The sequence below is a fragment of the Microcoleus sp. bin48.metabat.b7b8b9.023 genome (assembly GCF_013299185.1).
In the GTDB taxonomy this organism is placed as follows: Bacteria; Cyanobacteriota; Cyanobacteriia; order Cyanobacteriales; family Microcoleaceae; genus Microcoleus.
Genome location: NZ_JAAFKG010000023.1, coordinates 52628 through 78306 on the forward strand (window position 1 = coordinate 52628; position 25679 = coordinate 78306).

20 protein-coding genes are annotated in these 25679 nt (G+C 45.0%); 9 read left to right on the forward strand and 11 right to left on the reverse strand.

The window, feature by feature from the left end; translation table 11 throughout:
* Positions 1-396 precede the first annotated feature (396 nt).
* From QZW82_RS15070 to QZW82_RS15080, 3 genes are all read left to right on the forward strand, one after another.
* On the forward strand, positions 397-1002 hold the full coding sequence (locus QZW82_RS15070; protein WP_293149434.1) for a DUF3318 domain-containing protein: 606 nt from the start codon (positions 397-399) through the stop codon (positions 1000-1002).
* A 285-nt stretch (positions 1003-1287) separates the two neighbouring features.
* Positions 1288-1560, forward strand: coding sequence for a hypothetical protein (locus QZW82_RS15075; protein WP_293149436.1), 273 nt, complete (start codon positions 1288-1290; stop codon positions 1558-1560).
* A 2-nt stretch (positions 1561-1562) separates the two neighbouring features.
* Positions 1563-2015 carry an HNH endonuclease gene (locus QZW82_RS15080; RefSeq protein ID WP_293149438.1) on the forward strand — a complete coding sequence of 151 codons (453 nt, stop codon included), beginning with the start codon at positions 1563-1565 and terminating at the stop codon, positions 2013-2015.
* 32 nt (positions 2016-2047) lie between these two features.
* On the opposite strand, the gene QZW82_RS15085 is transcribed toward QZW82_RS15080, so the two are convergent.
* Positions 2048-2347, reverse strand: a complete 300-nt coding sequence (locus QZW82_RS15085) for a helix-turn-helix transcriptional regulator (protein ID WP_293149440.1) — start codon at positions 2345-2347, stop codon at positions 2048-2050.
* 151 nt (positions 2348-2498) lie between these two features.
* Here QZW82_RS15085 and QZW82_RS15090 point away from each other — a divergent pair, with 151 nt between their 5' ends.
* Positions 2499-2909 carry a hypothetical protein gene (locus tag QZW82_RS15090; protein WP_293149442.1) on the forward strand — a complete coding sequence of 137 codons (411 nt, stop codon included), beginning with the start codon at positions 2499-2501 and terminating at the stop codon, positions 2907-2909.
* A 264-nt stretch (positions 2910-3173) separates the two neighbouring features.
* Here the strand turns inward: QZW82_RS15090 and QZW82_RS15095 are convergent, their stop codons facing one another.
* Positions 3174-5012, reverse strand: coding sequence for a glycosyltransferase family 39 protein (locus tag QZW82_RS15095; protein ID WP_293149444.1), 1839 nt, complete (start codon positions 5010-5012; stop codon positions 3174-3176).
* A 98-nt stretch (positions 5013-5110) separates the two neighbouring features.
* Positions 5111-6322, reverse strand: coding sequence for a glycosyltransferase (locus QZW82_RS15100; RefSeq protein WP_293149446.1), 1212 nt, complete (start codon positions 6320-6322; stop codon positions 5111-5113).
* A gap of 117 nt (positions 6323-6439) precedes the next feature.
* Here QZW82_RS15100 and cofH point away from each other — a divergent pair, with 117 nt between their 5' ends.
* Positions 6440-7609 carry a 7,8-didemethyl-8-hydroxy-5-deazariboflavin synthase subunit CofH gene (gene cofH, locus QZW82_RS15105; RefSeq protein ID WP_293149501.1) on the forward strand — a complete coding sequence of 390 codons (1170 nt, stop codon included), beginning with the start codon at positions 6440-6442 and terminating at the stop codon, positions 7607-7609.
* A 44-nt stretch (positions 7610-7653) separates the two neighbouring features.
* On the opposite strand, the gene QZW82_RS15110 is transcribed toward cofH, so the two are convergent.
* Positions 7654-8295: a Uma2 family endonuclease gene (locus tag QZW82_RS15110; RefSeq protein ID WP_293149448.1), complete on the reverse strand. Its 642-nt coding sequence runs from the start codon at positions 8293-8295 to the stop codon at positions 7654-7656.
* A 190-nt stretch (positions 8296-8485) separates the two neighbouring features.
* On the opposite strand from QZW82_RS15110, the gene QZW82_RS15115 reads away from it, so the two are divergent.
* Complete coding sequence (locus QZW82_RS15115) at positions 8486-9106, forward strand: Uma2 family endonuclease (RefSeq protein ID WP_293149450.1); 621 nt, start codon at positions 8486-8488, stop codon at positions 9104-9106.
* A 37-nt stretch (positions 9107-9143) separates the two neighbouring features.
* Here QZW82_RS15115 and QZW82_RS15120 read toward each other — a convergent pair whose 3' ends face one another.
* The 4 genes from QZW82_RS15120 to QZW82_RS15135 all read right to left on the reverse strand — a co-directional run bounded on the left by QZW82_RS15120 (position 9144) and on the right by QZW82_RS15135 (position 13793).
* Positions 9144-10106: a hypothetical protein gene (locus tag QZW82_RS15120; protein ID WP_293149452.1), complete on the reverse strand. Its 963-nt coding sequence runs from the start codon at positions 10104-10106 to the stop codon at positions 9144-9146.
* Positions 10096-11631 (reverse strand): AAA family ATPase, encoded by a 1536-nt coding sequence (locus QZW82_RS15125; RefSeq protein ID WP_293149454.1) that lies wholly within the window; start codon positions 11629-11631, stop codon positions 10096-10098. Before QZW82_RS15125 ends, QZW82_RS15120 begins: the two co-directional genes overlap by 11 nt.
* 25 nt (positions 11632-11656) lie before the next feature.
* Positions 11657-12253: a hypothetical protein gene (locus QZW82_RS15130; protein ID WP_293149456.1), complete on the reverse strand. Its 597-nt coding sequence runs from the start codon at positions 12251-12253 to the stop codon at positions 11657-11659.
* Positions 12254-12554: 301 nt separating this feature from the next.
* Positions 12555-13793 carry an LL-diaminopimelate aminotransferase gene (locus tag QZW82_RS15135; RefSeq protein ID WP_293149503.1) on the reverse strand — a complete coding sequence of 413 codons (1239 nt, stop codon included), beginning with the start codon at positions 13791-13793 and terminating at the stop codon, positions 12555-12557.
* A gap of 207 nt (positions 13794-14000) precedes the next feature.
* Between QZW82_RS15135 and QZW82_RS15140 the strand changes: the two genes are divergently transcribed.
* The 3 genes from QZW82_RS15140 (at position 14001) to QZW82_RS15150 (ending at position 21969) form a co-directional block, all read left to right on the forward strand.
* Complete coding sequence (locus QZW82_RS15140) at positions 14001-15092, forward strand: hypothetical protein (protein WP_293149458.1); 1092 nt, start codon at positions 14001-14003, stop codon at positions 15090-15092.
* Positions 15093-15251: 159 nt separating this feature from the next.
* The gene (locus tag QZW82_RS15145) at positions 15252-17141 is read left to right on the forward strand and encodes a DUF3352 domain-containing protein (RefSeq protein WP_293149460.1); all 1890 of its coding nucleotides are present in this window, start codon (positions 15252-15254) and stop codon (positions 17139-17141) included.
* Between the two features lie 739 nt (positions 17142-17880).
* Entirely contained in the window at positions 17881-21969 is a 4089-nt protein-coding gene (locus QZW82_RS15150) for a CHAT domain-containing protein (RefSeq protein ID WP_293149462.1), read from the forward strand.
* Between the two features lie 893 nt (positions 21970-22862).
* Here the strand turns inward: QZW82_RS15150 and QZW82_RS15155 are convergent.
* From QZW82_RS15155 to QZW82_RS15165, 3 genes are all read right to left on the reverse strand, one after another.
* Positions 22863-23309, reverse strand: a complete 447-nt coding sequence (locus tag QZW82_RS15155; RefSeq protein WP_293149464.1) for a hypothetical protein — start codon at positions 23307-23309, stop codon at positions 22863-22865.
* Positions 23310-23474: 165 nt separating this feature from the next.
* On the reverse strand, positions 23475-24299 hold the full coding sequence (locus QZW82_RS15160; protein WP_293149466.1) for a helix-turn-helix transcriptional regulator: 825 nt from the start codon (positions 24297-24299) through the stop codon (positions 23475-23477).
* A 469-nt stretch (positions 24300-24768) separates the two neighbouring features.
* A complete protein-coding gene (locus QZW82_RS15165; RefSeq protein ID WP_293149468.1) occupies positions 24769-25611 on the reverse strand; it encodes a hypothetical protein in 843 nt (280 codons plus the stop codon).
* Positions 25612-25679: the final 68 nt, after the last annotated feature.

Consider the following 25679-nt stretch of genomic DNA (forward strand, 5'->3'; position numbering starts at 1 on the left):
GCTGTTTACCGCCGAGGCTAGATCCCCCCTAGCCCCCCTTAAGAAGGGGGGGACAAGATTCTTCTCAAAGTCCCCCTTCTTAACGGGGATTTAGGGAGATCTAGACTAAGTAATAAGCGAAATTTATCCGGTGCATCTGGTTTTTGAAGCCTGAAGAAGCATGACCGCATATATAGCAGTTCTCAGAAAGATAAGGTACGTTGTTGGGCTTCAGCCCTATACGCCTGGGTGGTTTATAAGCTGTCAGCCATACCTCATCTTTTTGAGAAAGGCTATAAGTTATTAGTTATAATTTTATATTCACTGCGGTCATGCTTCGCCCCTACAAACATATTTGCCTTGCGCCAGATGCACCCAATTTATCACACCAATTCCTTCTTCCTTCTTCCTTAAATTATGAATCCCGAACCAGAAATCCGCCGCCTGTTAGATGTGATGCCCGCCTCCGGCCGCATGACTTGTAAAATTATTAATAAGCCTCAACAATCTACGGTAATTGATTGCGATTTTCCTTTACCTTGGCATCAATCTCGCCCGATTTACATTAATTTTGACTTGTGGCGCCTGCTATCTAAGCCGCAGCGGGATTTACTGCTATTGCGTACTGTAAGCTTTCTGGGCAATTTCAAGTGGTTTAAGCCGGATATTTATCAAGGTGCGGCTGTGGCGGGTATTCTCGGCACTGTTGTAGAGTTATTGCAGGGAGATGCGATCGGAATTGCGATCGCCGGTGGGTTGACTGGGCTGGCGATGACTCGAATTTGGCGCGACAACCGCAGTTCGCAAGTAGAGTTAGATGCCGACGAAACGGCGATTAGAGTGGCGGGAAGGCGCGGTTACAGTGAATCTGAGGCGGCGGGACATCTACTGGGGGCGATCGAATCTGTGGCGCAGATAGAACAGCGCAATTTAGATTTTAACGAATTGATTCGGTGTCAGAATTTAAGGGCAATATCCGGTATTTCGGCGGTTGGTGTGCCCGATAGTGTCAGACAGGATTGAAAAAAACATCGCTATTCAAGCAAATTAGCCTTGATAGACAAAGATTCCAGAAACTTAACTGCTTCATCCAGCATAGCTGCTGGTAATTTCTCCACAATTGCGATCGCCCTTTGACGAGTTTATAGATTAATTGCTTATGTCGCACGTTTAACAGACAAAAATTGCACTTTCATCATCTTAAATCAGCTTCACTAATGCACTGATTTTGATCGAAAGTGCGATCGCTTGATTTACCCTTGAGAATTATTGATATAATCAAGAGGGAAACCCATCAAATCCACAACTATGCTAATCCTGCCAAAACTGGAAAACCTGCGAGATACTCTACCCATAGAAGGAGCTGTTCGCATTGAATTAGTGGAAGGCATACCCATGTTTAGAGCCTCCACCACAGTCAAAAACCGCATAGCAGAACTGCTGGACAAACAACAAACTTTACCCCTCGATCCTGATGAAGAACAAGAACTAAATATTTACGAAGAAATCGACGATTACCTTAGTTTTGTCAATCGGACAGTCCGCAATCTTTTCTTGAGCCAGATTCAGTCTACTGTATAGAAATGTCCGCTCGCCGTCCAATCCCTGACAATATCCAAGATCGAGTTCGTCAGAGAGCAAACTGTCTGTGCGAATATTGTCATGCTTCCGAAGAATGGCAGTATGTAGAATTTACGATCGAACACATCATTCCCTTAACTAAAAATGGGACTAACGATATTGACAATTTGGCACTAGCTTGCTTTCACTGCAACCGCAAGAAATCTGATAAAACTACAACGATAGATGTTCAGTCAGACGTAGAAGTACCCTTGTTTAACCCCAGACAAGATAGTTGGAACGAACATTTTATTTGGTCGGCTGATGGATTATCAATAGTTGGTTTGACTCCTATTGGACGAGCTACAGTTACAGCCTTATTCTTAAATAGAGAGAGAGTCATTAATATTCGCGCCGCTGACAAAGCTATCAAACGACATCCTCCAGCCGACGATTTAATTCAATCAGAAAGTTGAGCATAGTGACCGATTTGTCACTTGCACTTATTTTAATTATTTTCATCGAAGCTACCATCGACTAATCTATCCACCGATAACTTTTCCTCGTCTACTCGCCGACTGAGATAATCCGGCAAGTCATCAAAAGATACCCGTACCAAACGGCAAAAATCCCTCATTTGCCGAACAGTCATCGTAGGTTCGTCTCCCTTTTCCCACCGCCGCACCGACGAAGCCGATACCCCCATCCGCACAGCCAACTCTTCTTGGCTCAAGTTAGCGTCCTCTCGCAGTCTCCGAAAAGGCGACTCATTTTCTGGTTGCCGTTGACGTTGCCTTTTTTTTACCATTTCATTATAAAAGCTTGATTTAAGCGCCTAATTTGAGCGGTTAGATTGATTGGAGTAAGCACAGCCATAGCCAAAACAGACTGCACTAAAAATAAAAGGTGCAAGTCTGTCACTTTCCTATGGGCAAACATACCCAATTTACAATACAGCCATGAACACCCCAGAAACTACGAATTCCTGGATTATTTACCGACTGCTGCCCAACTTTCAGCGCTTACCCATCGGACAATTTCGCAGCCGCAGCGAAGCAGAATCTTCCTTAAAAGTCATCCGACAACTGCTACCCAATACCGACTTAATACTTGCTTTCGAGATTGGCGCCGAAAGTCGTACCACCGAACTCATTGACTCCCCTGCTGCTGAGCCAAACTTGCCAACTTCAGTTAACCGAGAACTCCTGAAACTGTTCATTATCAGTTCTCGCCCTGTGGTTTCCCGCGTCATTCATTCTTTTCACCGGGATAATTTTGCCTGCGCTACTGACTGGAGTCCGTTTGTTCCAACTCAAAATCGAGGTGAAGTGATGAGCGTCTTAATTAAATATTTTGCCACTGACTCTTAGGGTGCGATCGAACATTCCTGATTGTACTGCAATATCTAAGGTATGTAGTTGCGCTTCAGCGCTCTTTCCTGATATTATTAAGAGCGCTGAAGCGCAACTACGTACCTTATTTTAAAACTGCGCTGTCTGGTTGGGGTTGGGCACTTTTTTCTGAGATTATTAAGAGCGCTGAAGCGCAACTACGTACCTTATTTGTCTGACAATAATAAAATCGTCCTGCTTGTTAAGAGGAATTGAGGGGATATTCAACTAATAAATGGTAATTTAAGAACAGTGATAAACTTGATATTCATAACCATCAACAGGTGACAAATTGCGAGATTCAATCTGACACTTTTGTGCTGCTAAATTTACTGGCGCGCGAAAGTTCACCAACCACAAATCTAGCGGGCGTTCCAATTGACTGAGTGTCTTGTCAAGTATCCCCGCCACAATTTCTGGCGCCTCCCTTCTCTGCTTAACTAAAAGAAACTGTGGAGAATCAAAGGCTTTAACTTCTTCCTTATTCCTATTCCTAACATCCGTTACAGAATCCGTTGCCGAACCCTTCTTCCTTCTATCCTTTACATCCGTTACATCCGTTACATCCGCTACAAAATCCGTTGCCGAACTCTTTTTCCATTCCAATCCTATCCCCATCAACTCTCCTATTTCTACATGAGTCTTTTGAGTAGTAGCAATTAACACTGGAACTTTCGAGACTTCGCGGATAATCGGAATTAACAAATCTGGTTTGTAATATTTGCGATAGCCGAGATTGGAATTTACTGTTACACTGCTGACAAAACCCATTACTAAAATTAGCAGCACTGCTTTTTTGCCAGTAAATTCTACAGCAGGTAAATTAAACCATCGAGTTTTTATTGTAGGTGTCTCATAAATAAATGCTAAAGTTACTCCTAATATTAATATCACTCCCGGAAAGTAGACGAAATTGTATCGAGGGCCGCGAGTTAGGTCAATTCCTAAAATGTATGCAAAGCTGAAAAACAAGAAAATTGACCCAAGCACAAACCCGCCAAAAATAACAGTACCTAAACGAGTATCGGTGGTTTTTAAGGAAGTTTTGAGACCGTTTTGCAGCAGGGGAAGCACCCAGATGAAATATATTATCATGCCGATCGCAGATCCAACCACCACTGCCAGATTTGAAGATTCCACCGGAAGCAGCGATATCACAGCGATCCATCCCGCCAAAGCTTGGAAAATCGGTGCGATCCAATCTACAAATGTGCGATCGCCACTGACAATCCAATTCGTGAGCTCGCTACCGTATTTATTCGACAAAAATATCGGCAGCCAAACTAAACCGCCCGCTACAGTCCCCAGCGCTACTGCAAAAAGCCGCCAGAGGATTTGAAATTGCCAAATATTCGGCTGCTGACTCTCTGAAAGCGCCAATTTTCCATGAAACTGCTGCCAGATTACAGCAATTAATGCTATGGCTTCTGCACACAAAGTCAAGGCAAAAAAGTAGTGAACCGCAATTCCCAAACAATTAACAATTATCCAAAATAGCACCGTCCAGATAGGCAGTGGAGCGCGCTGTTGCAGCTTTTTTGCAGCTAATGTCAAGCAAAAAAGAGACGCAATAACTAATAAGATTCCTAAGGTATAATGGCGGGCTTCTTGGGCGAGATAAATGCCGTAGGGAGAAACTGCCATCATCGCAGCCGCACATTGACCGACTAAACGAGAATTGAACGCAAATTTGCCTAAAAGGTAGATAGCTGGAACTGAAATCACTCCTAATAATGCCGGAAGCGATCGCCCAATCCACACTAAACTATCCTCAGTCGGCGCAAACAGTCGCATCCACCAGTGGGCTACCATAAAATACACTGGCGGATGGTTGCTTTCCACCAGCAAATGCTTGAGAACATCTGCAATGCCAGCATCCGGGCCCAATTGTAGCGGTTGTAGTAGAGTGGAAAGTGCGATCGCCCGATCGATCGGCACCCCGCGAAAACTGTTGCCCAAACTAAACACCAGAGTCGAAAACTCGTCCGTCCACAGCGGTTTCGAGTCCAAATTTGCAAAACGTAGCATTAGGGCGATCGCCGTCCACAGTAATAGCAACAACAGTTGTTTATGCTTAATCATTAATTCAGTCAGTTGTGTGTTGTCAGTTGTGTGTTGTCAGTTATGTGTTGTCAGTTGACCGCCCACTGCCCACTGCCCCATGCCCAATTCCCAATTCCCTAATCAACTTCCGTTACCCGCCAGCTTAGCTTCATGTTGATCCAGAAATTCCACAGAGTCACAGCCACGATCGCAATTAAGTTAGCCAAATATTCATTCATCCCAAAAACATTAAACATCAAATTAACCAGCAGCACATTCAAAATCAAACCCATCAAGCAAATTGTATTAAACTTCAACAGGCGTTTGAAGCGCTGGCGATTTCCCGGTTGCCGCTTAGAAATGTCCCCAAAAGTCCACAAATCATTCCACAAAAAATTACTAATAATTGCTAATTCAGCAGCAATAATTAGACTGCGAGTCAGCTCCAAATGCAGACTATTTCGCAGGACGTACAAAACCCCCATGTTGACAAACACACCGCTGAAACCCACGATGCCAAATCGCAGAAACTTACCCACTGGCCAGCGGGCAAACCGCAATATGAACAAATGTCGCAAATACTCAATATACTGTTTCCCCGTAACTTTGCTTTCGCCTTCTTTCCGCTCCTGAAATACATAACCAACTTCTCCAATCCAGCGGATATTTCCCCTACCGAGCACTTCAATCAAGATTTTGTAACCCGCAGGATTCATGGTTTGGCCGGCAATGCAACTGCGACGCACCATAAAATAGCCGCTCATTGGATCGGAAACTCTGCCGACGACTCCAGGCAGTATAATCAATCCAACAGTTTGAGCGCCCCGCGACAAAAATCTCCTGACAACGCTCCAGTCGCTCACACCACCCTCAGCAACGTGGCGGCTGGCAGCGGCCAAATCTGCCCCCCGCTGAATTTCTGCTAAAAGCTGCAATAGCGTCTCCGGCGGATGCTGCAAGTCGGCATCGATGACACCCAAAACCTCGCCCCGAGCAGCCTGCCACCCGCGAATCACGGCTGTGGAAAGTCCCCGCTCGTGCTCGCGCCGCATCACCCGCAATTGCGGATAGTCGGCTGTTAGCGACTGGGCAACTTCCCAGGTGCGATCGGGGCTGTTGTCATCGACTACAATTAATTCGTAGTTGCCGGGAATGCTGCCATCAAGCAACTTGCTCAATTGTTCCACAATACTTTTGACATTCTTGCACTCGTTGTAGGTGGGAATCACCAAGGAAAAATAAATTGGCTGTGTATCTTCTGCAAAAGTTGAACCACAAGTCCCTACAGCAGGAATTTGCAAAGGCCCAGACGGCACTGGCAACAGGTGATTTGCTTCGTTGACGCTCATAGTTACCGTTTCTTAAAATGAAAAGATGTTTTTTTACGACTTTATACTTTAGAATCTGTTTCGTCCATAGTTGATTTGTTAAGATATAAAAAGCCGTTAATTTTAGTGGTGGATTTTGTGACTGAATCGGAAAATAAAACTGTTGATGCAATTCTCGATCGCGCTTTACAACTTTATAACATCTCTAGCGCAGAGGCATTGGTACTTTTGCAGCAAAGAGAGCCAGATGCGATCGCTTCTATTCAAACAACCGCTGACTTGCTCCGCCGCCGACAATCAGGCGATATTGTTACTTATGTTATCAATCGAAATATTAATTTCACCAATATTTGCGAGCAGCATTGCAGTTTCTGTGCGTTCCGCCGCGACGACGGAGATGAGGGCGCTTTTTGGTTAGATACAGCCCAAATTCTAGAGAAGGCAACAGATGCAGTGCAGCGGGGTGCGACGGAAATTTGTATGCAGGGCGGCTTAAATCTGCAAGCTAAGCTCAACGGTGAATCTTTGCCTTATTATCTGCAATTAGTGAAAACAATTAAGGATAAGTTTCCGCAGTTGCACTTGCACGCTTTTTCGCCCCAAGAAATAGAATTTATTGCCAGACAAGATCGTCTTAGTTTCAGCTATGTAATTTCGGCATTGCAGGATGCGGGAGTCGGTTCGATGCCCGGTACTGCGGCGGAGGTTCTCGACGATGCAGTGCGACGGGTGATTTGCCCGGAAAAACTAGATTCGGCAACTTGGCTAGAAATCGTAGGAACTGCTCACAGCTTAGGTTTGCCGACAACGAGCACGATGCTTTGCGGGCATATTGAGGCGGCAGGGCAGCAGGTTTTGCATTTAGAAAAAGTGCGATCGCTCCAACAAAGTGCCATTAACAACAACTATCCAGCTCGCATCACAGAATTCATTTTACTGCCCTTTGTCGGGCAAGAAGCACCAGCTCCTTTACGCAGTCGAGTCGGCCGCGATCAACCAGTTTTAGCAGATACATTATTGCTCACCGCTGTATCGAGAATCTTCTTGGGAAATACGATTCCCAATCACCAGCCGAGTTGGGTTAAATTGGGTTTAGTAGGAGCTACAGAGGCTCTGAAATGGGGTTGCAACGACATCGGCGGCACATTGATGGAAGAACACATTACTACAATGGCCGGTGCGGTTGGTGGCGGTTGTCAATCGGTAGAAGATTTGCAAAATGCGATTACTTCTTTGGGCCGGAGTTATCAGCAAAGGGATACAATTTATCGACCTATGGGGGTTGACAATTTAGCTGTAATTGTATAAATTTTAGGATGCGAAGTGCGAAGAGCGTAACGCATCCTACCAGTTTAGCCGATCGCACTTTCAAATTCTTCCAGCGCCTGACAACTTCCAACCTGCCAAGCACGTTCCACTGTAGCAGGAATCATCTGGGCGATCGCAATTCCCGGAAAATTCGGACTAATATCCGATTCTACATACTCTCCTTCTTGCAGCAAATAGATGCGAAGTCTGCCGCTGTCGTAAACCCAGACTTCAGGAACTCCAATAGCTAGATAAGCATCGATCGTAGTTTTAGAAGCTACATCGGTTTCAATTCCTAAATCCGGCGGCGGATCGTCCGGCAAAAGTCGGCGGCGGCTAATCATCCGCTGATAATTGAGAATATAAAAGCAAGCATCAGGTTCAATTCCCGCTGCACCTTCCCGCTTGAAAGTAGTAGAACCAAATGGTTCGTATCTTCTACCCGCAGACTTGAGTAAAATTTTGACAATATCAGAGATTAAATCTTTCGGCCTTTCATGTTCTAGTAAGGGAAGCGTAATTTCTAAGGTACTGTTGCTGTAGGCAATTCTGCTTCTTCGCTTTTCTCCCAATTCCTCCAAAATTGACTCGAATTCCAGCCAAGTTATATTGGGAATAGTTACGACACTGCCGGGAGTAAGCTGAATCTGGCTAATAGGTTTGAGGACGGGAGCGATAACAATCATAAGCTGAATTGAGAGCTAGTTGTTAAGTTTGTGCCAAAGATAGGCAGGATGCCTACCCCACAAGAGTTTTTGAAGATATCTGTTGAGTGTAGCACGGGCAAGGAGAAGAGATGGGCGATCGCAATTTACGATCGCTAGATATCAAAGCTATATCTGATATAATTAGTATTATCAGTCATTCTGAAAACCTATGACTCAAACTTTACCCAAGCTCGTAAACTTCGAGGAATTTGTGGAGTGGCTGCCAGAAAATTCGGCGGTACGGTATGAACTGCATAATAGAAATATTATTGAAATTGTACAACCAGTAGGCGAACATCAGGAAGTTACAGGTTTTCTGACAATCGAAATTGCTGTTCAAATCAAACGTTTGGGATTACCCTATGGTATCCCAAACCAAGTGATAGTTAGACCTCCTGAAAAAGATTCTGGTTATTTCCCCGACTTATTGGTGCTGAATCGTGCAAACCTGGTGAATGAACCATTGTGGCAAAAAGAGTCTATCCTCAGTTTAGGTGCATCGATACCTTTGGCGATCGAAGTTGTGTCAACCAATTGGCGCGATGATTACTATTTGAAATATGCTGATTATGAGGAGATGGGTATCCCTGAATATTGGATTGTCGATTATGCTGCGTTGGGTGGACGTAATTTTATTGGCAATCCCAAACAACCGACGATTTCTGTGTGTAACTTGGTTGATGGTGAATATCAAATATCCAAGTTTCGGGAGTGCGATCGGATTGTGTCGCAAACTTTTCCCGATTTGAGCTTGACTGCTAATCAGATTTTTCAAGCTGGTTTGGTGTAATGTGATATTTTGCAAAATTATAATTGAAGTGTTTTATTCAAACGAACTCATGCAATGTTTTGAAAAAAAAAGGAATATGACAATTAACATCGCTACTTTGGTGTGAATAAAATTCTCCAATCTTGAGTGATAGTTGCTCTCTAAATACTCGCTCGCCCCGGCTAAAGTCACCGGCTGGCTTAATTTTTTCCCAATAATCATGCTCAGGTTGTTTCTCATTCTTAACTTTTTTAATTGTGAGCAAAGCCCTAATTAACTGATGCTTCCGTGTTTCATCAGACGTATTTTGAAACTCAGTTTTCCATGAATCTTGTAATTTATCTAAATCTGTACAATTTAAACAATGATTTATGCGCTGGAGCGATCTCTGTATGTTAAGGTTATTCTTCAAGTCTGGATCGCTACTAATTTTATCACCCATATCCATATAAATACTATTCAGTTGAACAGGATTATCCTGATACATAGGAGAATTAGGATAATCATCAAATATTGATTGAAGCTCAGGTGTGATAAAATAAGCTTCTTTATGAATCAAACCTGTAATCCATATCCGGTGCTGTTTTGCATTTTGTGCTTTCACCTGCGATTTTTCGTAAAGATTGCAAAAAATTGCTTCTGTATCGGGAAAACTGTAATTATCAATCTCTTGCAAGTGCAAGTCTAAATCTATCATTGCAAAAAGTCGATCTGGATCTAAATACGAGTTAGTGGTATCCTGTTCGTGTAATGTTAAAAGATTCAAATAAGTATTGATTACAGTTGCGCGATCGCCACAGTTGAAAAATTGTGGTCGTTGTTGCGTCCACCATTTTGGAACGCAAGCATTATAAAAGTTTGCATCCGGCATTTTCTCCATGTTTTTATAAGCTTGAGGCGATTTTATACCATCGATTGTTGAAATAACACCCTCGCATAGCACCACAATTTTATTCTTAATTCTGCGAGATTCAAGAATCATCTTGCAGTGTTCTTTTAGTTGTTCTGTATTAAGACTCATTTGTAATATTAGATTCTGATTTGATTAGTTTTGGCTCAATTTCTTTAACATGAGCAGGTGTCAAAGCTTCACACAATGCGTAGGAGTGAGTTGCCAGAATATATTGATTGCTGGGCGCCCACTCTTTGAGGTCTGATATAATTTGATATTGCCAATCTGGATGAAAAGCAATTTCAACTTCATCCATCAACACAATAGCATCTTTTATGTTGCGGGATTTGAGCCATATATAAATGCTAAGTCTTTTGAGTTCGCCGTGACTTAAATCTTCGGGATATAGTTCTATAGTTTCACCATTATTATCCAATTGAAAATTGACCCCAGAAAAATCTTCATTTAAATTTATCCTTTTATTTCCCAACAGCAGATTTAAGTCATTAATTAGAGATTGATAGCTGTTCCCGTAGCTACCTGTTTTTATCGCTTCTCTGAAATCGCGATCGCGAGCATCTTTAAATGATTCAATAAGTAGCTCTACAGCAAGAAAGTCATAGGTAAACAAGCCTGGCAATTCAGATCTTGCAGCTTCGAGTATCCCGTAATAATTCCTATTCCCGTTACTTGAGTTTCTAAATAATAGTTTTCTAGAATCCGGCGGAAGAAATAGAAAAATTTGCGTGGACGGAGCTGCCAAAAATATTTTATATGATATTTGTGTCAAAAAATTTTCTATTTCTGTGCTATCAATATTATTGAGATGACAGAGTAAAGCTTCATATCGCTTATCATTTGAACTCCTGTCAATTGAATAGTTACATATATGTCTCATGTTTTCAGACTGTAAATATTCAATACTTTTCTTCCAAATCTCCTCAATTATCTTGCATTCTTTGTGGTATCTTCTAAGATTTATTTCGGATGATTCCAGTCTTTGTGTAATTTGATGTTGAAGTTGTTTAACGTCTTTAATAGAAAGAATCTCGCTGGGGCGCATGACAGATACTAATTCAGGAAATCCTGCAATTAAACCCAACTGTTGAATGTTGATGATTTCCCTTTTAATGCGCTGCCTTCTTTCTTCATTATCTTCAATTTCTGTAATCATATCTAATCGCCTAAGAATTTTTACTAAATTATTTTTTTGTGCCTCCAAATTTGAAATTTTATTTTTAACGGATTTTAATTGTGTCGAATATGTCGGAACCGAAAAATCGAAATAGTCTTCATCGATATTTGATTTTTTACTTTCTAAAGCTAATATTTGCTTGAGTGAAAAATCATTGTTATAAGAAAAAAAATCAATTTTGACAATTTTTTCTCCATCCCAAATGTCAACAATTGCTAATACTCTTTTTTCTTGCCCATCACAAATTTTAAATCCCTCAAGCATATTTTGTAAAAACTGTTTTTTATCCTCATCAACAGAACAGTGCAGCAATACAAAAATCAACTGCAACAGCGTACTTTTGCCACCGCCATTTTGACTGCCCAGCGGAAAAATACTAGGAGAAAAATCTTTCTCAAAAGTGATGTCTATATTTTTTAAACCCCGAAAATCAGGAACTTGAACTCGTAGTAAGTGCATAATCAACTCCTAGTATTGGCGCGAATCAAGTAATAAAGCTAACTAAAATTCCCAAAATTTCATCAACTGGCGGTAGCGAGTATTCTCTTAAAGCAATTGTAACAGTTTGCTCTTCAAGTTTGATAAACTTCCACAAGTTACCCGTCGTAACACAACCATAAAGCTTGTTGACAAACTCGCCATTTCTTTCATTGAATTTCTGAGCCGCAATCATCTCAGCAATACATTGTCCAAGTCCGCCGTTGATGTCTTCTTTTTTAGCTTCCACTACAATCATAGCAGGAGCTTCGATAAAAAGTTGTTCGGGCGATTTGCTGATGAGGAAGTCGCAGACACCGTTAAGTCCCATGGATTGATCGACGGTAAATTCATTGCCTGAAAAAAGGCTGATTTTTTGTTTAAAAATATCTTTTAATTCTAGCAGGATCGGACAGATAATCATTTCCGATCGAGCTTTTTCGGTATTCAGGGCTAGGGCTAGAGGTAGGCGTTTTTCAATAAACTCAGCTAGGGCTGGACTCGGCTGAATCGGCGGCGCTGAAACAATAAAAGTAGGTACTTCTATTAGGGTTAGTTGAAAGTCTTGTTTGACTTTTTTGAGGGTGAATTCACTATATGGCATTGCTTTTCACGCTCAGAATAATGTTGGCTGGATTAGATTATAACTCACATCTTTCTGAAAGATATGAGTTCTACACGCCTGTAGTATAGTCTCGATCCCCCCTAGCCCCCCTTAATAAGGGGGGGACAAGAGACTTCATTTAAAGTCCCCGTGATTCCTGCATAAGGGAAGTGCAATAAACTTCATTCAAAGTCCCCCTTTTTAAGGGGGATTTAGGGGGATCGAAACCCAACTACAAGCGACATTTATTGTGACACGAATAGTACATACGATCGCCAAAAAAGACCGATCGATCGCCCTATTAAACCTTAAACTTCTCCACAATCCGTCTCATTGCTTCCTCCACATTCTCCCGACTATTAAAGGCCGAAATACGGAAATAACCCTCGCCCGCCGCACCAAAACCAGAACCAGGAGTTCCCACCACATTGCAAGTTTCCAGCAACTTCTGAAAGAAATCCCAACTCGACAAACCGTGAGGCGTTTTCACCCACACATAAGGTGCATTTTCGCCGCCAAAAACTTCGATTCCGGCTGCTGTCAATTTCTCGCGGATAATCGCCGCATTTTCCATGTAAAAATTGACTAATGCCTGAATTTGTGATTTGCCTTCCTCGGAATAAACCGCTTCAGCACCGCGCTGCACGATGTAAGAAACGCCGTTAAATTTAGTAGATTGGCGGCGGTTCCACAATTTCCAAATTTCGACATCGGAACCGTCTGCTGCTTTTCCTGTCAAAGTTTTCGGTACGACTGTTAAGGCGCAGCGAGTACCCGTGAAACCGGCATTCTTGGAGAATGAACGAAATTCGATCGCACAATCGCGCGCCCCTTCAATTTCGTAGATCGAGTGTGGTAGGCTCGGATCGGTAATATACGCTTCGTAGGCGGCGTCGAAGAAGATAATCGAACCGTTCACCTTAGCATAGTTTACCCAAGCTTGCAAGTGTTCCTTGGTGGCAGTCGCGCCCGTCGGGTTGTTGGGGAAACACAGGTAAATTAAATCGACTTTTTTGTCGGTGGGAATTTGGGCGGTAAAGTTGTTTTCGGCGGTAATTGGCAGGTAAACAAATCCGTCGTATTCGCCCTTTTCGTTGGCGTCTCCGGTGTGTCCGGCCATCACGTTCGTGTCTACGTAAACCGGGTAAACTGGATCGGTAACGGCGATCGTATTGTTGTCACCAAAGATATCCAGAATGTTGCCGCAATCGCACTTAGAACCGTCAGAAATAAAGATTTCCGAAGCATCAATATCGCATCCCCGCGACTTGAAGTCGTGCTGGGCAATTTTTTCTCTCAGCCACTCATAACCTTGTTCCGGGCCGTATCCTTTAAATGTATCCCGCACGCCCATGTCTTCTACTGCTTTCACCATCGCCGCGCGGCAAGCTTCCGGTAGCGGTTCCGTCACGTCGCCAATCCCCAGCCGGATGATGGGTGCACCGGGATTCGCGTCTGCGTAGGCTTTCACTCTGCGCCCGATTTCGGGAAACAGGTAGCCGGCTTTGAGTTTGAGGTAGTTGTCGTTGATAGTTGCCATAGTGCGATCGCTCTCAATGTCGTACAATAGCTTACTCTCTATCGAAGGAAGAAGAAAGAAGGAAGAAGGAAGAAGGAAGAGTCAAATTTCTTAACATATCTTTACCTGTGTTGGTAGTTTTACTTAATCGATCGGCAAACACAGCACATTGACAAAAAAATCAACTAGCTTGTATAATGAGATATAGTGTGCAACCCAGAACCAATTATGGATGAGATAGAGTACGCCAAACTGTGTCAAGAATTGGCGGCGATTCTGAATGAGTTTAACTTAGGTTGGGTAGTTCAACAAGTCGCCGATACTGTAGAGATAGGTAAAGTAATTGAAGAGCGATCGCTCAAACGAAAGACACCGCTGCTCAAGATAGAAGATTATACCGCGAAAGAACAACTTTTGCTGTTAATTGCTGCTGTCGAACAAGCGACGGTGAACACTTCCGAAATGGAAGACGAAATTGCTTATTTCTTGAAAGTAGAATCGGAAACCTCTCCCCTCGGCACAAAAATTGTCTTTGCCAATTCCGGCGCAAAAACAGCCCAAACCATCGAGTTTACGTCCACTTTAACAGCCCCACGCCACAAACAGGCGATCGCCCTCAAGCAATTACTCGAAAAACTGCCCTCCGGGCCGAGCAACTACGCCCTCAATTCCGAAATCAAGAGCAAGTTGAAAAGCGCGATCGATCCAGATTTCAACGGAGTGGCAGAACAAGCCAGAATTTTTGATGCTTACCTCTTCACCATCCTGCTCAAAGCAGTTGCTAACGAAGGCGGCAATATCTATTATAACAATGTTTTAGACGACGAAACACCGAAATATTTAACGTTTAGAAAAACAGCCGGAAAAATCCACGGAACAGCACATCCATACACTCATGCTGTGGTGGAATTTCCTGACAAACCTGCGCTGGAAATTCACCTCGGAGTCAAAGTCCAAGGTAGAGCCGGAGTTCTGCACAACTGCAACGTTTTAATTCTGTACCAAAAAGAAGCGAATATGTGCCGTTTGCTCAACCGGGAACCCCGACACTCGCAGGTAATTTTAGCAGTAAAATCCGAACATTGCACCTCGGAGCTTCAACTAGAAATGGCTGGTGCTTTTATCGGATTGGCGTCAGATATTCGCTACGAAGGCGGCAGCTATTTCATTTCTAATAGTTACTCGCAACCAGTGGCAAAATTACTGACTACTGCGCGCAAAAAATGGGAACACAACATCTTTCCTAGAGCCACAAACGATGTTCACAGGCTGATGTACTCATTTCAAACTATCTTTAAAGACTTTAAGGCGAGAAACTAAAATATGGGTATGGCGCGTGGGAATTGGGAATAGGTTAGTGTAGTCTTGAATAAAATAGGTTTGTAGTGAGGACTTTAGTCCTCATAAATCGGAGGACTAAAGTCCTCACTACAAACCAATATAATCTATGATATTGCGAGTACCAGAACTTTACGAATAATGTTCAAGAAAGATAAATCTTCCCTGCTGTTTACGATCGGAGCCGCCACACTTCTGATCGGTTTAGGTATCCTCGCATACTCGATCGTCATTTCCCGAGGCCCTGCCAAAGATTTGCCAGCGGGAGCCGTCGTTGTTCCCCAAGATGCGATGATGGCTCTATCCATCACTACCGATGAATCGCAGTGGAATAGGCTGCGACAATTTGGTACGCCGGAGTCGAAAGCTTCGTTTGAAAGGTTTTTAAGCGAATTGCGCGATCGCATCCTCACAAGCAACGGTTACGCCTATCAGCAAGACATTCAGCCTTGGGTGGGTAACACCGTAATGGTGGCGTTTCTCCGCAACAAAACAGCGATACCAGTCCCTCCGCGCGCGCCCAACGCGCCCCCACCTCAGCCAATTCAGCAGTCAGTCGCAATTATCCTGCCGATTTCTAACCCGATTAAAGCCAAAGAATTATTAGCAAAACCCAGACCCCTCAACCAAGGAAAAATGGTTGAGCGCAATTACAAAGGAGTGCAAGTTACAGAAACTCAAGGTATACCCGATCGCAATTTCTCCGTCGCGGTACTCGGTACCAACTATATAGCAGTCACCACAGATCCCACCGCGACAGACAGAATAATTGACACCTACAAAGGCGAACCATCCCTCGCCAAAACCCCGGGCTATGGAGACGCCATCCAACAAATTAAGGATGCCGGTGCCTTCGGTCAAATCTACGTGAATATGCCGGTTGCAGCAGCCTTTACAGCCGCCAACTCATCCCGCGAAATTTCGGTAGAAAACCTGGAAAAACTGCAACAAAATCAAGGATTTGCCACCACAGCGACGCTGGATGCAGACGGAATTGGATTCAAATCAATCTCTTGGCTAAAACCAGATTCTACTACTCGTATAGCAGTGGAAAATAATGCTCTAAAAATGGCTAACCGCCTGCCAAACAATACAATCATGATGGTATCGGGCGGTAACTTGCAGCGTTTGTGGCAAGACTACGTATTGGGAGCCGATGCTAACCCGCTTGCACCGATTAATCCTCAAGTTTTGCGTACTGGTTTAAAATCGACTACTGGCCAGGATTTAGATAAAGATTTCATCAACTGGATGGCGGGAGAATTTTCTCTATCATTAATACCAGCCCCCGCGCAGAATCCGAAAGATAAATTTGCTGCTGGATTTGTATTTATGGTGGAAACAAACAACCGCGGCGCCGCCAACAAATCCCTGAAACAGCTTGATGAAATGATGAAAACTAAAGGGTTTAGAGTTGAGGAAATTCAAGTGGGGGGGCAACCTGCGACTCAATGGAAATCGCCGTTTGGAGGGATTACTGTAACTCGCGGCTGGATGAAGGATGTAATGTTTATGACAGTAGGAGCACCCGTGGTAGACTCGATCGTTCCGGCGCCGACAAGTCCGCTTTTAAGTAGCGAATTGTTCCAAAAAACTGTACGATCGCAACTTAAGCCTCACAACGGCAATTTTTTCATCGACACCGAGAGTGCGTTTAACCCGAAAAACCTCGCTTTGCCGGAGTTTCCTCCCAACCAAAAAATCTGGATAGATGCCACGCGGTCGATCGGCATTACAGCGGCCGTGATTGGCGATCGTACCACCCGCTACGACGCTTTTGTCGGTCTCAAAAAATCTGACCAATCGACTCCTTCACCCAAGCCCTCACCGAATCCATCTTTACCGAGTTCATCTTCACCGAGTTCATCTTCACCAAGTTCATCTTCACCGAGTTCATCGTCACCGAGTTCACCTTCACCGAGTTCATCGTCACCGAGTTCACCTTCACCGAGTTCACCTTCACCGAGTTCATCGTCACCAAGCCCTGATTCACCCAGTCCCTCGCCCACCGTCCAAACTTCACCGAATTAACTCTTAAATCCTGCCAAAAATCCGCTATGACAGCCCCTTAAACAGCAAAATGGCGATCGATTAAAACCGAAAAGCAGCAGCTCGAAACCGACAATAGCGGATTTGATTTTGAGAGGAAAAGTGAGCCGGATTTAAGTTGTTTTACGCCACCAAACCTCACACCAAGAAACCGCCAAACCCGGTTTATAAAAAAAACCGGGTTGCAGCAACCTCTAAAAATTTGGCTTGTAGCCCAGGGAAGAAGGAAGAAGCAATAACAGTCCGGGACACACACCAACCTTCAAACCTTAAGATGAGGTACGTTGTTGGGCTTCAGCCCTCTTACTGGAACTGGTTATATAAGCTATGAGTCATACCTCATCTTTTTGAGAAAGGCTATACTTTTTCTTGTCATAATTTTTGTTACAGGCTATCGTGGAGATAGCTTTGTTGTTTTTGAACCCAGGAAAGGAAAGATGTTTGACCAGAAATTTTCCCGATCGCTCTTGGACGCACAACCGGATTTTTAACCCCATCCTTCGTTAAAGTCTCAATAATAGTAAAAAAAAATCAGTTGCTCGGCGTCGGAGTGGGTCTAAAATGCCATTTTTTTGAATGTGTCAGGCGAAAGATGCAGAGTCTAGGCATTGCGAGTTATATTGAGAGTGTGGAGAAGATACGTTATTTTTGTGATTTATTAAAAATTAAACCCTTTAAAACTATGAAAACCCCCAAAAATCTTCAAATATCGGCTAAATTCATGTCAAAACAAAGAATTAGCAAACTGGCACTTTCTGTGCAAATAGTCTTGATAAATATTTACTTTTTGCAAGCAAAAGCCGAAGCTCAAATTGTGCCAGCGAACGATGGAACTGGCACTAAAGTCACTCCCACCCCAAGCGGAACTCCTACACCCCAAACTCGCTTCGACATTGAAGGCGGACAATTATCGAACGACAAACAAAATCTATTCCACAGTTTTACACAATTCGGTTTGTCGCCAAATCAGATAGCCAACTTTATCTCAAATCCCAGCATTCGCAACATTTTAGGTCGCATTAACGGCGGCAGCCCTTCGATTATTAACGGCTCAATTCAATTAACCGGCGGTAATGCTAACTTGTTTCTGATGAATCCCTCGGGCATCATATTTGGCAACAGTGCCAGCTTAAATGTGCCGGCTTCTTTTACAGCAACCACGGCCACCGGTATTGGATTTGGTTCTAATTCGTTTAACGCAGTCGGTACTAACACCTACACATCTCTGACGGGCGCGCCCACTTCCTTTGCTTTTGGAGCCGATCGAGCTGGGGCAATTATCAACACAGCCGACTTAGCAGTCAAGTCAGGGCAGAGCTTAACTTTGCTCGGCGGCACCGTTGTCAGCACAGGAAATCTTTCGGCACCGGGCGGTAAAGTTACCGTTGCGTCAGTCACTGGGACAAATTTAGTGCGAATCAGTCAAGCAGACAGTTTGCTGAGTTTGGACATCCAGCCGTCGCCAGCGACAAGCAGCCCTGGAACAGCAGTCGCATCCTTGCCGGAACTGCTGACAGGGGTCGGTCAAACCAATGCTACAGGCATCAGCGTCAATGCTAGCGGTCAATTGGTACTTACAGCGTCTAACCGAGTAGTAGCTGCGGGGGATGTTGCAGTCAAAGGTGCCAGCGCTCGGGCGATCGAAATTCAAGCAGCCAACACCCTTGCAGCCGGCGGCAACCTGACGAGTACCCAAGGTGCGATCGTCCTACAAGCCAGCAGCGACATTAGCACACTCGCTCTCAACTCCAACTCCACCACCGCAGCAGGCGGCAACATCAGCGTCACCAGCCGTACAGGAAAAGTAGAAACAGGCAATATCAACGCAGGCTCAAGTGACAAAACCAGCAACGCCGGAGATGTTAGTATTGCAGCCTCAAGCAGCATTCAAACAGGCTTCATAGACGCCAACTCCGAAGAAAAAAAAGGCGGTCAAGTCACCCTCAAGGCCAGCAATGACATAGAAGTAACCCGTATCAACACCCAAGGGCGAACAGCCGGAGGAAATATTAACATTGCAGCCGGCCGTTATTTCCGAGCTACAGGCACTTTTACCTGCTTGGTGCAAGGTTGTAGCATTGCCGCCGCCGCGACTGGTAGCGCCAATGGTGGAGATATCACCATTAGCCACGGTGGCCAAGCCTCAAACACTATTTTCGGCGTCGGGCCCAACTATAACAGCTTGAACGGTACTGCTGGCAGCATTGCCACTGGGAGCGACAAGAAGGAAAATGTTATTGCATCCGGAAGTTTTCCCAGCTCAAAGACTCAGATCGTACAGCCGACGCAAATTAATATCACAACTTCTTCAACCTCGCCGACGCCGACTCCGGCACCGACGCCGACTCCGACTCCTGCACCGACTCCGGCACCAACTCCGGCACCAACCCCTGCACCGACTCCTGCACCGACTCCTGCACCGACTCCTGCACCGACTCCTGCACCGACTCCTGCACCGACTCCTGCACCGACTCCTGCACCGACTCCCGCGCCAGCACCAACTCCGGCGCCAGCACCTGCACCGACGCCCGCACCGACTCCCGAACCAACTCCGGCGCCAGCACCTGCACCGACTCCCGCACCAACTCCGGCGCCAGCACCTGCACCGACTCCTGCACCGACTCCCAACCCTCCGCCAGCACCCAGGCGAACTCCTGCACCTGCACCGACACCCGCACCTGCACCAGCACCAGCACCGACACCAGCGCCAGCACCAGCACCAGCACCAGCACCTGCACCGACACCCGCGCCAGCACCAGCACCAGCACCAGCACCAGCACCAGCACCTGCGCCAGCAACCGCACCTGCACCAGCACCTGCACCTGGGCAGACAATTACTGAACCCAGCGTACCAGTATCAAATTTGCCGATCGCACCAACGATTGCTCAAAATCCAGCGCCGAACTCGAATTTGCCGATCGCACCAACGATTGCTCAAAATCCAGCGCCGAACTCGAATTTGTCACCAGCGCCCACAATTACTCAAAATCCAGCGCCGAACTCGAATTTGTCACCAGCGCCCACAATTACTCAAAATCCAGCGCCGAACTCGAATTTGTCACCAGCGCCCACAATTACTCAAAATCCAGCGCCGAACTCGAATTTGCCGATCGCACCAACGATTGCTCAAAATCCAGCGCCGAACTCGAATTTGCCGATCGCACCAACGATTGCTCAAAATCCAGCGCCGAACTCGAATTTGCCGATCGCACCAACGATTGCTCAAAATTCAGCGCCGAACTCGAATTTGTCACCAGCACCAACGATTGCTCAAAATCCAGCGCCGAACTCAAATTTGTCACCAGCGCCAACAATTACTCAAATTCTCCCTGCTCCCGCACCAATCAATCTCGCGCCCATACCGACACCGGAACTCGCTCCGGCGCTCTCCAGCAACGGGCTTCCCAGCACAAATCCTTTATTTTCTGCCAGCTTGCAAGAGCAAAACCAGATATCTAATTCCTTGCAACAGCCTAATTCACGTCGCGAAACCTCGAATATTATTGACGTTTCCAGCTTGCCAGTTAACCCCAGCGCCATTATTTTTCCGGTAGAAAACAGATTTACCAGGGAGTTTGTCGATTACCTGAATTTGCCACAAACAAATAAACGCGCCACCCTGGAAGAGTCTCAAAAAATTCTTCGCAGCGTCGCACAAGGCACAGGTATCAAACCAGCTCTCGTATATATGAGCTTTGTACCCAATGGTTCTACATTCGATCGACCTTACAACAGTTCGCCGCTGTTGCGCGTAGAACAGCAAATTAAAAGCTCTGACGAACTCGAAGTAATGGTAATCGCCCCCGATAGCGCGCCCTTTCGCGTGCGGATCGCTGGAACCTCTCGCGCCGAGGTAATGGAAACTATTCGGAAATTTCGCAACGAACTGACTAATCCGGTAAAGCGCAACACTAAAACTTATTTACCTTTAGCTCAGCAGCTTTACCAGTGGATGATAGCGCCGATCGAGGCAGAGTTACAAGCCAAAGGTATTCAGAATCTATCTTTTATTGCGGATATGGGGTTGCGATCGATACCGATGGCGGCGCTACATGACGGAAAAGGCTTTCTGATAGAGCGTTACAGCGTCGGCTCAATGCCGAGTCTGAGTTTGACAGATACCAGCACCACTAAGTTGCCAAATACACAAGTTTTGGCAATGGGGGCGTCACAATTTCCCAATATGAGTCCTTTACCTGCGGTGGAAATAGAAGTTTCGACAATTATCCCGCAGGAGTCGCCCAGTAAGTCTTTCTTGAACCAAGCTTTCACTCTGGCAAATTTGAAATCGCAGCGCCAGCAGTACCCTTTTGGGAGAATTCACTTGGCTACTCACGCCGAATTTCGATCGGGAAACCCCAGCGAATCCTTCATTCAGTTGTGGGATACTAAATTGCGTTTGAATCAGTTGCGGGACATGGGATGGGGCAGTCCGCAGGTTGATATGTTGGTTTTGAGTGCTTGCAGGACTGCTGTGGGCGATCGAGAAGCCGAGTTGGGCTTTGGCGGGTTAGCCGTGCAAGCAGGGGTTAAATCGGCTCTAGCGACTCTCTGGTATGTCAGCGACGAGGGCAGTTTGGGATTGATGGCGGACTTTTACGGCCAGTTGAAAACTGCTCCGATGAAGGCTGAGGCCTTGCGGCAAGCGCAATTAGAGATGTTGCGCCAAGAGGTGCGCATTGAAGGGGGGATATTGCGGACTTCTGTGGGTAATGTGCAGCTACCTCCGGAAATGACAAAAACAGGGACTCGGAATTTTTCTCATCCCTACTATTGGGCGGCTTTTAGAATGATTGGCAATCCTTGGTAATCAGATTTGTTTTATAGGTACGTAGTTGGGCTTGAGCCTCCTTTATCTACACGTCTAAAGAGCAATACGGTTGACTTAACGCTTTTTGACGAATATCATCTCACAAATGTCATCTCACAATTTTATAGGCAATACAGGCATTTTTTGCAAGTCAGATTGTTTTTAAGTCAACTGTATTGGTCTAAAGAGGGCTAAAGCCCAACTACGTACCTTTGTCTTGGTCTAAAGAGGGCTAAAGCCCAACTACGTACCTTTGTCTTGGTCTAAAGAGAGTTCAAGCCCAACTACGTACCTTTGTCTCGATCTAAAGAGGGCCGGGGCCCAACTACGTACCTTTTTTTATTAATATGATAGTTGCGTCTAATACGCCACCAAAGCTGTGAGCGATGCTTTCTGTAATTTGGGATTTCTCCTTCCGACTATAAAACGGCCTTGCTTTTTAAGGGGGGTTAGGAATCTGTTTTAAGTGAACCGTATTGCAGTATAAATATGGCTTGCATAACAAGTTGTATTCGGGTGCATCTGGTTTTTGAAGAGGGCGAAGCATGACCGCATATAAGTTATTAGTTATAATCCCATATTGACTACGGTCATGCTTCGCCCCTACAAACATATTTACTAAAGCACCCTTTTATTCTCTGGCTCACGTCGTCTGGGAATATGCTATTAAAAAAAGTCTCCTAGTCATCTAGAAGACTTCGATTACTTATTCGACCGATAATTTTTAAGGTAGAGGTCAGGGGTAGCTTTTTTGATTCTGGCTCGGTCTTAGAACAAGATAGCAGCTAGCATTTATAGCGCGCGATTTTTGTCCAGAGACTCAAACACGGAATAGATTTTTTAGGCAGTTTCTCCTGACACTCCACGCCCAGAATTTACGTCGAAAAAGTTAGCTACACGCAGATAATCGTGCCGCTCTTAGAAACACATTTCCACGAGGAGAAAGGAGTCGTGCGATAACAAGCCTTTGCCTCATACTTGAGACAGCTACCTTGCAAGCACACTTTAATTGATGCCTTCGCTAAAAGGATATTGGCTTGAAGTGTCTGGCACTTATTGAGACCTATATTGGCGCAGGCTGCTTCAATTCCTGCTAGTTTCAAGCAGACTTTAAAGCCTGCCCCAACTTTGGTATAGCAAATTGCGATCGGGCCAACTATACTAAAGCAACCAGCCAGGGCTTCATGAAGCTCTAAAGTTGCTACCATCTGCTCATCTGCTGCGGCTACTTCCGCTGCTGCCGCTCCACCTTCTGAACTAACCATGGTGGCTAGTCCTTCCCCATCTAGGAATTCCAAGGGATCGTGGTCGAGTTCAATCATTTCATGGTTTGCCATCATCTTGTCTCCTGAATTTAAGGTTGAATTGTTGTCAATTAAATACCTCAGCTTTAACAGCAACTACATTGAAGCTGTTTGCTTTGTGTATGCTCTAATTCTCTTCAACTTAAACTTGGGCAACAATACGACGATCCGCGTATAGGATTGTAAATAAAATGCAACAAATTACTCGGGCAGCATCCCCAATTTTTCCAGAGCAACCATCACAGCAGCCGTTCGGGTTTGTACGCCGAGTTTGCAGTGAAGGTGCTCCAAATGTTTTCGCACTGTTCCTTCAGTGCAACCGAGAACTTTAGCAATCTGAGCATTGCTTTTATCTTGGGAAATCCAGAAAAGAACCTCTGCTTCGCGTTTGGTGAGTCCTAGCAATTCCAGACCAGAAATAGAGAATCTTTGCAGTTCTTTTTCCTCCAACAGCAAGAGATATTGCTCGCCGATGGGTTCGGGAATCAGACGGACGCTCAACTGTTTTCCTGCTTGCTGAACGTGCAATGGTAAACAGCTAGATGGAACATTGCCGTTGAATTTAAGTCTCGAAATCTGTTGCTTGAACCAATGTTGTAAGAGTTCTGGCAATGAGTGCGGGGCGCGGGATAAAAAATACTGGCTCAACAGTTGTTCGGCGCGTTGAGCGATGAAGTGCACTTGTCCGTCTACAGCCAAAACGATCGCACCTAAGCGATCGAACATTTGCTGGAATTGTGTGAGTATTTGGTAGATTTTGCTAAATCCTGGGTTATTTGCCTCTGCCTGAATCTGGTGCAGCATCCTCGGATTGAGGACACAACCATCTTTGGCGATCGCCTTCTTGGGTACCACCGGTGCTAAAGTATCTGGAGCTGAGCCGCTGCGATCGCCTGTGACTTCGATAGTATAATGTGTGTCGCTATGTTCGTAATTTTGAGCTTCAGCTTTTGCTGGTGGGAGTTTATCAAGATTTTGAGATGTCAAAATAACTTCGAGCTGCCGACTTTGTTTCTGTGAATTCACTGGAAAATCTCCATTTGCATAAACGATGAGAATGGCGAAACTAGATAGCCACAACCTCCGGCTATCTCGCTCATTTCACTATCATTAATTTCTACAGCTGTAGAAATGCACTCTGAGATTGTTTTGACTGTGAACGATTTAAGTTTCTTTTTTAATTGATAACACTGGCTAGCTGTGAGTTAACAGTCGCACGTTCGAGTGACTTGCACTTTTTTTTGTGTTGTGTTAGCTACATTCTAGGTTTATGTCGAGACTAACGCTGGATATAAAAAAGCAAAGTCGGGCGGGTTTTGCCTCGATCTTCTCGCTTCAATCGTAGATTATTAGGCGGCACCCGCCCCTAAAAGATACTATGGTTTTTTGGCAACGATCTACTTAACTCAAGAAAATGCGATGCTTTTTGCAATTTATATTATTTTAAAATAGAATGATAAAACCCGATCGCGATCGCCAATCGGGCTGAGTGCAATTATTTGTTCAATGAGAGCGAGCTCCTTTTAAGTTTGAAAGCAAATAAAGCCAGTCCTGCACCTGCAACAGCCGTGGCAGCAATATTGCTGGGTTCTGGCACTGCTTCGGCAATGCTGAGCGCGTTGATTCCCAAAGCGCGATTATTCTCAGAACTGCTATAAACAAGCCGCGAGATGTTAGCAACATCGCTGCGAACGCCGAGAAACTGCGCCGAATTATCCAGTGCTAATGAGGATGTTCCTTGGGTTGAGAAACTGGCTAACAAATTATTAGCACTGTCAAATGCCGAGATCGATGCAGTGAATAAAAATACATCATCTACGGCTATTTGCGTTCCGGCGGCGGCCACAGGGCGATCGAAGGTAATTGTCAGCGGGCCTGGATTTCCGACTGCTGGCGGCGGGCCTGGCTTTAAACCTGTCAACAAAATGAAATCGCCACTAGCAAAGTTGGTGGCAATACCTGGTGATGGTAAGGTTTGAAAAAGTAAGGGAGGCGTCACTCCGCCAGTTGCAGCGCGGGGAATGCTGACATTAATTCCGAGTCCTTGTTCGGAGGTGACTGAGAAGGAGTTGGGCAATACTCTAAACGGCGGTTGCACTGGCCCTAAAACCGACCAATCAAGGCGATCTGTAGCTCCTAATGTAGCGCGATCGCTCACAAATGTCAGATTAGCAGCTTGAACTGGCGGTGCTAATAGGATTAGCAGAGTGGCGATCGCAATTCCCGCAGCGGATGTTTTGGGCGATCGGGTTTTTTGGGCGATCGGCTTTGCGCGTTCGGGAGTGCGCTGTCTTTGTAATAGATGCACTTTGAAATTTTGAATCTTTTGGCAAATCATGGTAGTTCTCAATTCGACCTATCCACAAATTATTACAAAACAGTGGTTTTGTCCAAACTGAATGTTTA

What these genes read in the sequence shown, in the direction of transcription:
- QZW82_RS15125 (WP_293149454.1), bottom strand. Translation starts at nt 11,631, where the DNA reads ATGCACTTACTACGAGTTCAAGTTCCTGATTTTCGGGGTTTAAAAAAT.
- QZW82_RS15155 (WP_293149464.1), bottom strand. Translation starts at nt 23,309, where the DNA reads ATGATGGCAAACCATGAAATGATTGAACTCGACCACGATCCCTTGGAA.
- QZW82_RS15150 (WP_293149462.1), top strand. Translation starts at nt 17,881, where the DNA reads ATGTCAAAACAAAGAATTAGCAAACTGGCACTTTCTGTGCAAATAGTC.
- QZW82_RS15135 (WP_293149503.1), bottom strand. Translation starts at nt 13,793, where the DNA reads ATGGCAACTATCAACGACAACTACCTCAAACTCAAAGCCGGCTACCTG.
- QZW82_RS15110 (WP_293149448.1), bottom strand. Translation starts at nt 8,295, where the DNA reads ATGATTGTTATCGCTCCCGTCCTCAAACCTATTAGCCAGATTCAGCTT.
- QZW82_RS15130 (WP_293149456.1), bottom strand. Translation starts at nt 12,253, where the DNA reads ATGCCATATAGTGAATTCACCCTCAAAAAAGTCAAACAAGACTTTCAA.
- QZW82_RS15145 (WP_293149460.1), top strand. Translation starts at nt 15,252, where the DNA reads ATGTTCAAGAAAGATAAATCTTCCCTGCTGTTTACGATCGGAGCCGCC.
- QZW82_RS15080 (WP_293149438.1), top strand. Translation starts at nt 1,563, where the DNA reads ATGTCCGCTCGCCGTCCAATCCCTGACAATATCCAAGATCGAGTTCGT.
- QZW82_RS15140 (WP_293149458.1), top strand. Translation starts at nt 14,001, where the DNA reads ATGGATGAGATAGAGTACGCCAAACTGTGTCAAGAATTGGCGGCGATT.
- QZW82_RS15165 (WP_293149468.1), bottom strand. Translation starts at nt 25,611, where the DNA reads ATGATTTGCCAAAAGATTCAAAATTTCAAAGTGCATCTATTACAAAGA.
- QZW82_RS15090 (WP_293149442.1), top strand. Translation starts at nt 2,499, where the DNA reads ATGAACACCCCAGAAACTACGAATTCCTGGATTATTTACCGACTGCTG.
- QZW82_RS15075 (WP_293149436.1), top strand. Translation starts at nt 1,288, where the DNA reads ATGCTAATCCTGCCAAAACTGGAAAACCTGCGAGATACTCTACCCATA.
- QZW82_RS15070 (WP_293149434.1), top strand. Translation starts at nt 397, where the DNA reads ATGAATCCCGAACCAGAAATCCGCCGCCTGTTAGATGTGATGCCCGCC.
- QZW82_RS15085 (WP_293149440.1), bottom strand. Translation starts at nt 2,347, where the DNA reads ATGGTAAAAAAAAGGCAACGTCAACGGCAACCAGAAAATGAGTCGCCT.
- QZW82_RS15115 (WP_293149450.1), top strand. Translation starts at nt 8,486, where the DNA reads ATGACTCAAACTTTACCCAAGCTCGTAAACTTCGAGGAATTTGTGGAG.
- QZW82_RS15120 (WP_293149452.1), bottom strand. Translation starts at nt 10,106, where the DNA reads ATGAGTCTTAATACAGAACAACTAAAAGAACACTGCAAGATGATTCTT.
- QZW82_RS15100 (WP_293149446.1), bottom strand. Translation starts at nt 6,322, where the DNA reads ATGAGCGTCAACGAAGCAAATCACCTGTTGCCAGTGCCGTCTGGGCCT.
- QZW82_RS15095 (WP_293149444.1), bottom strand. Translation starts at nt 5,012, where the DNA reads ATGATTAAGCATAAACAACTGTTGTTGCTATTACTGTGGACGGCGATC.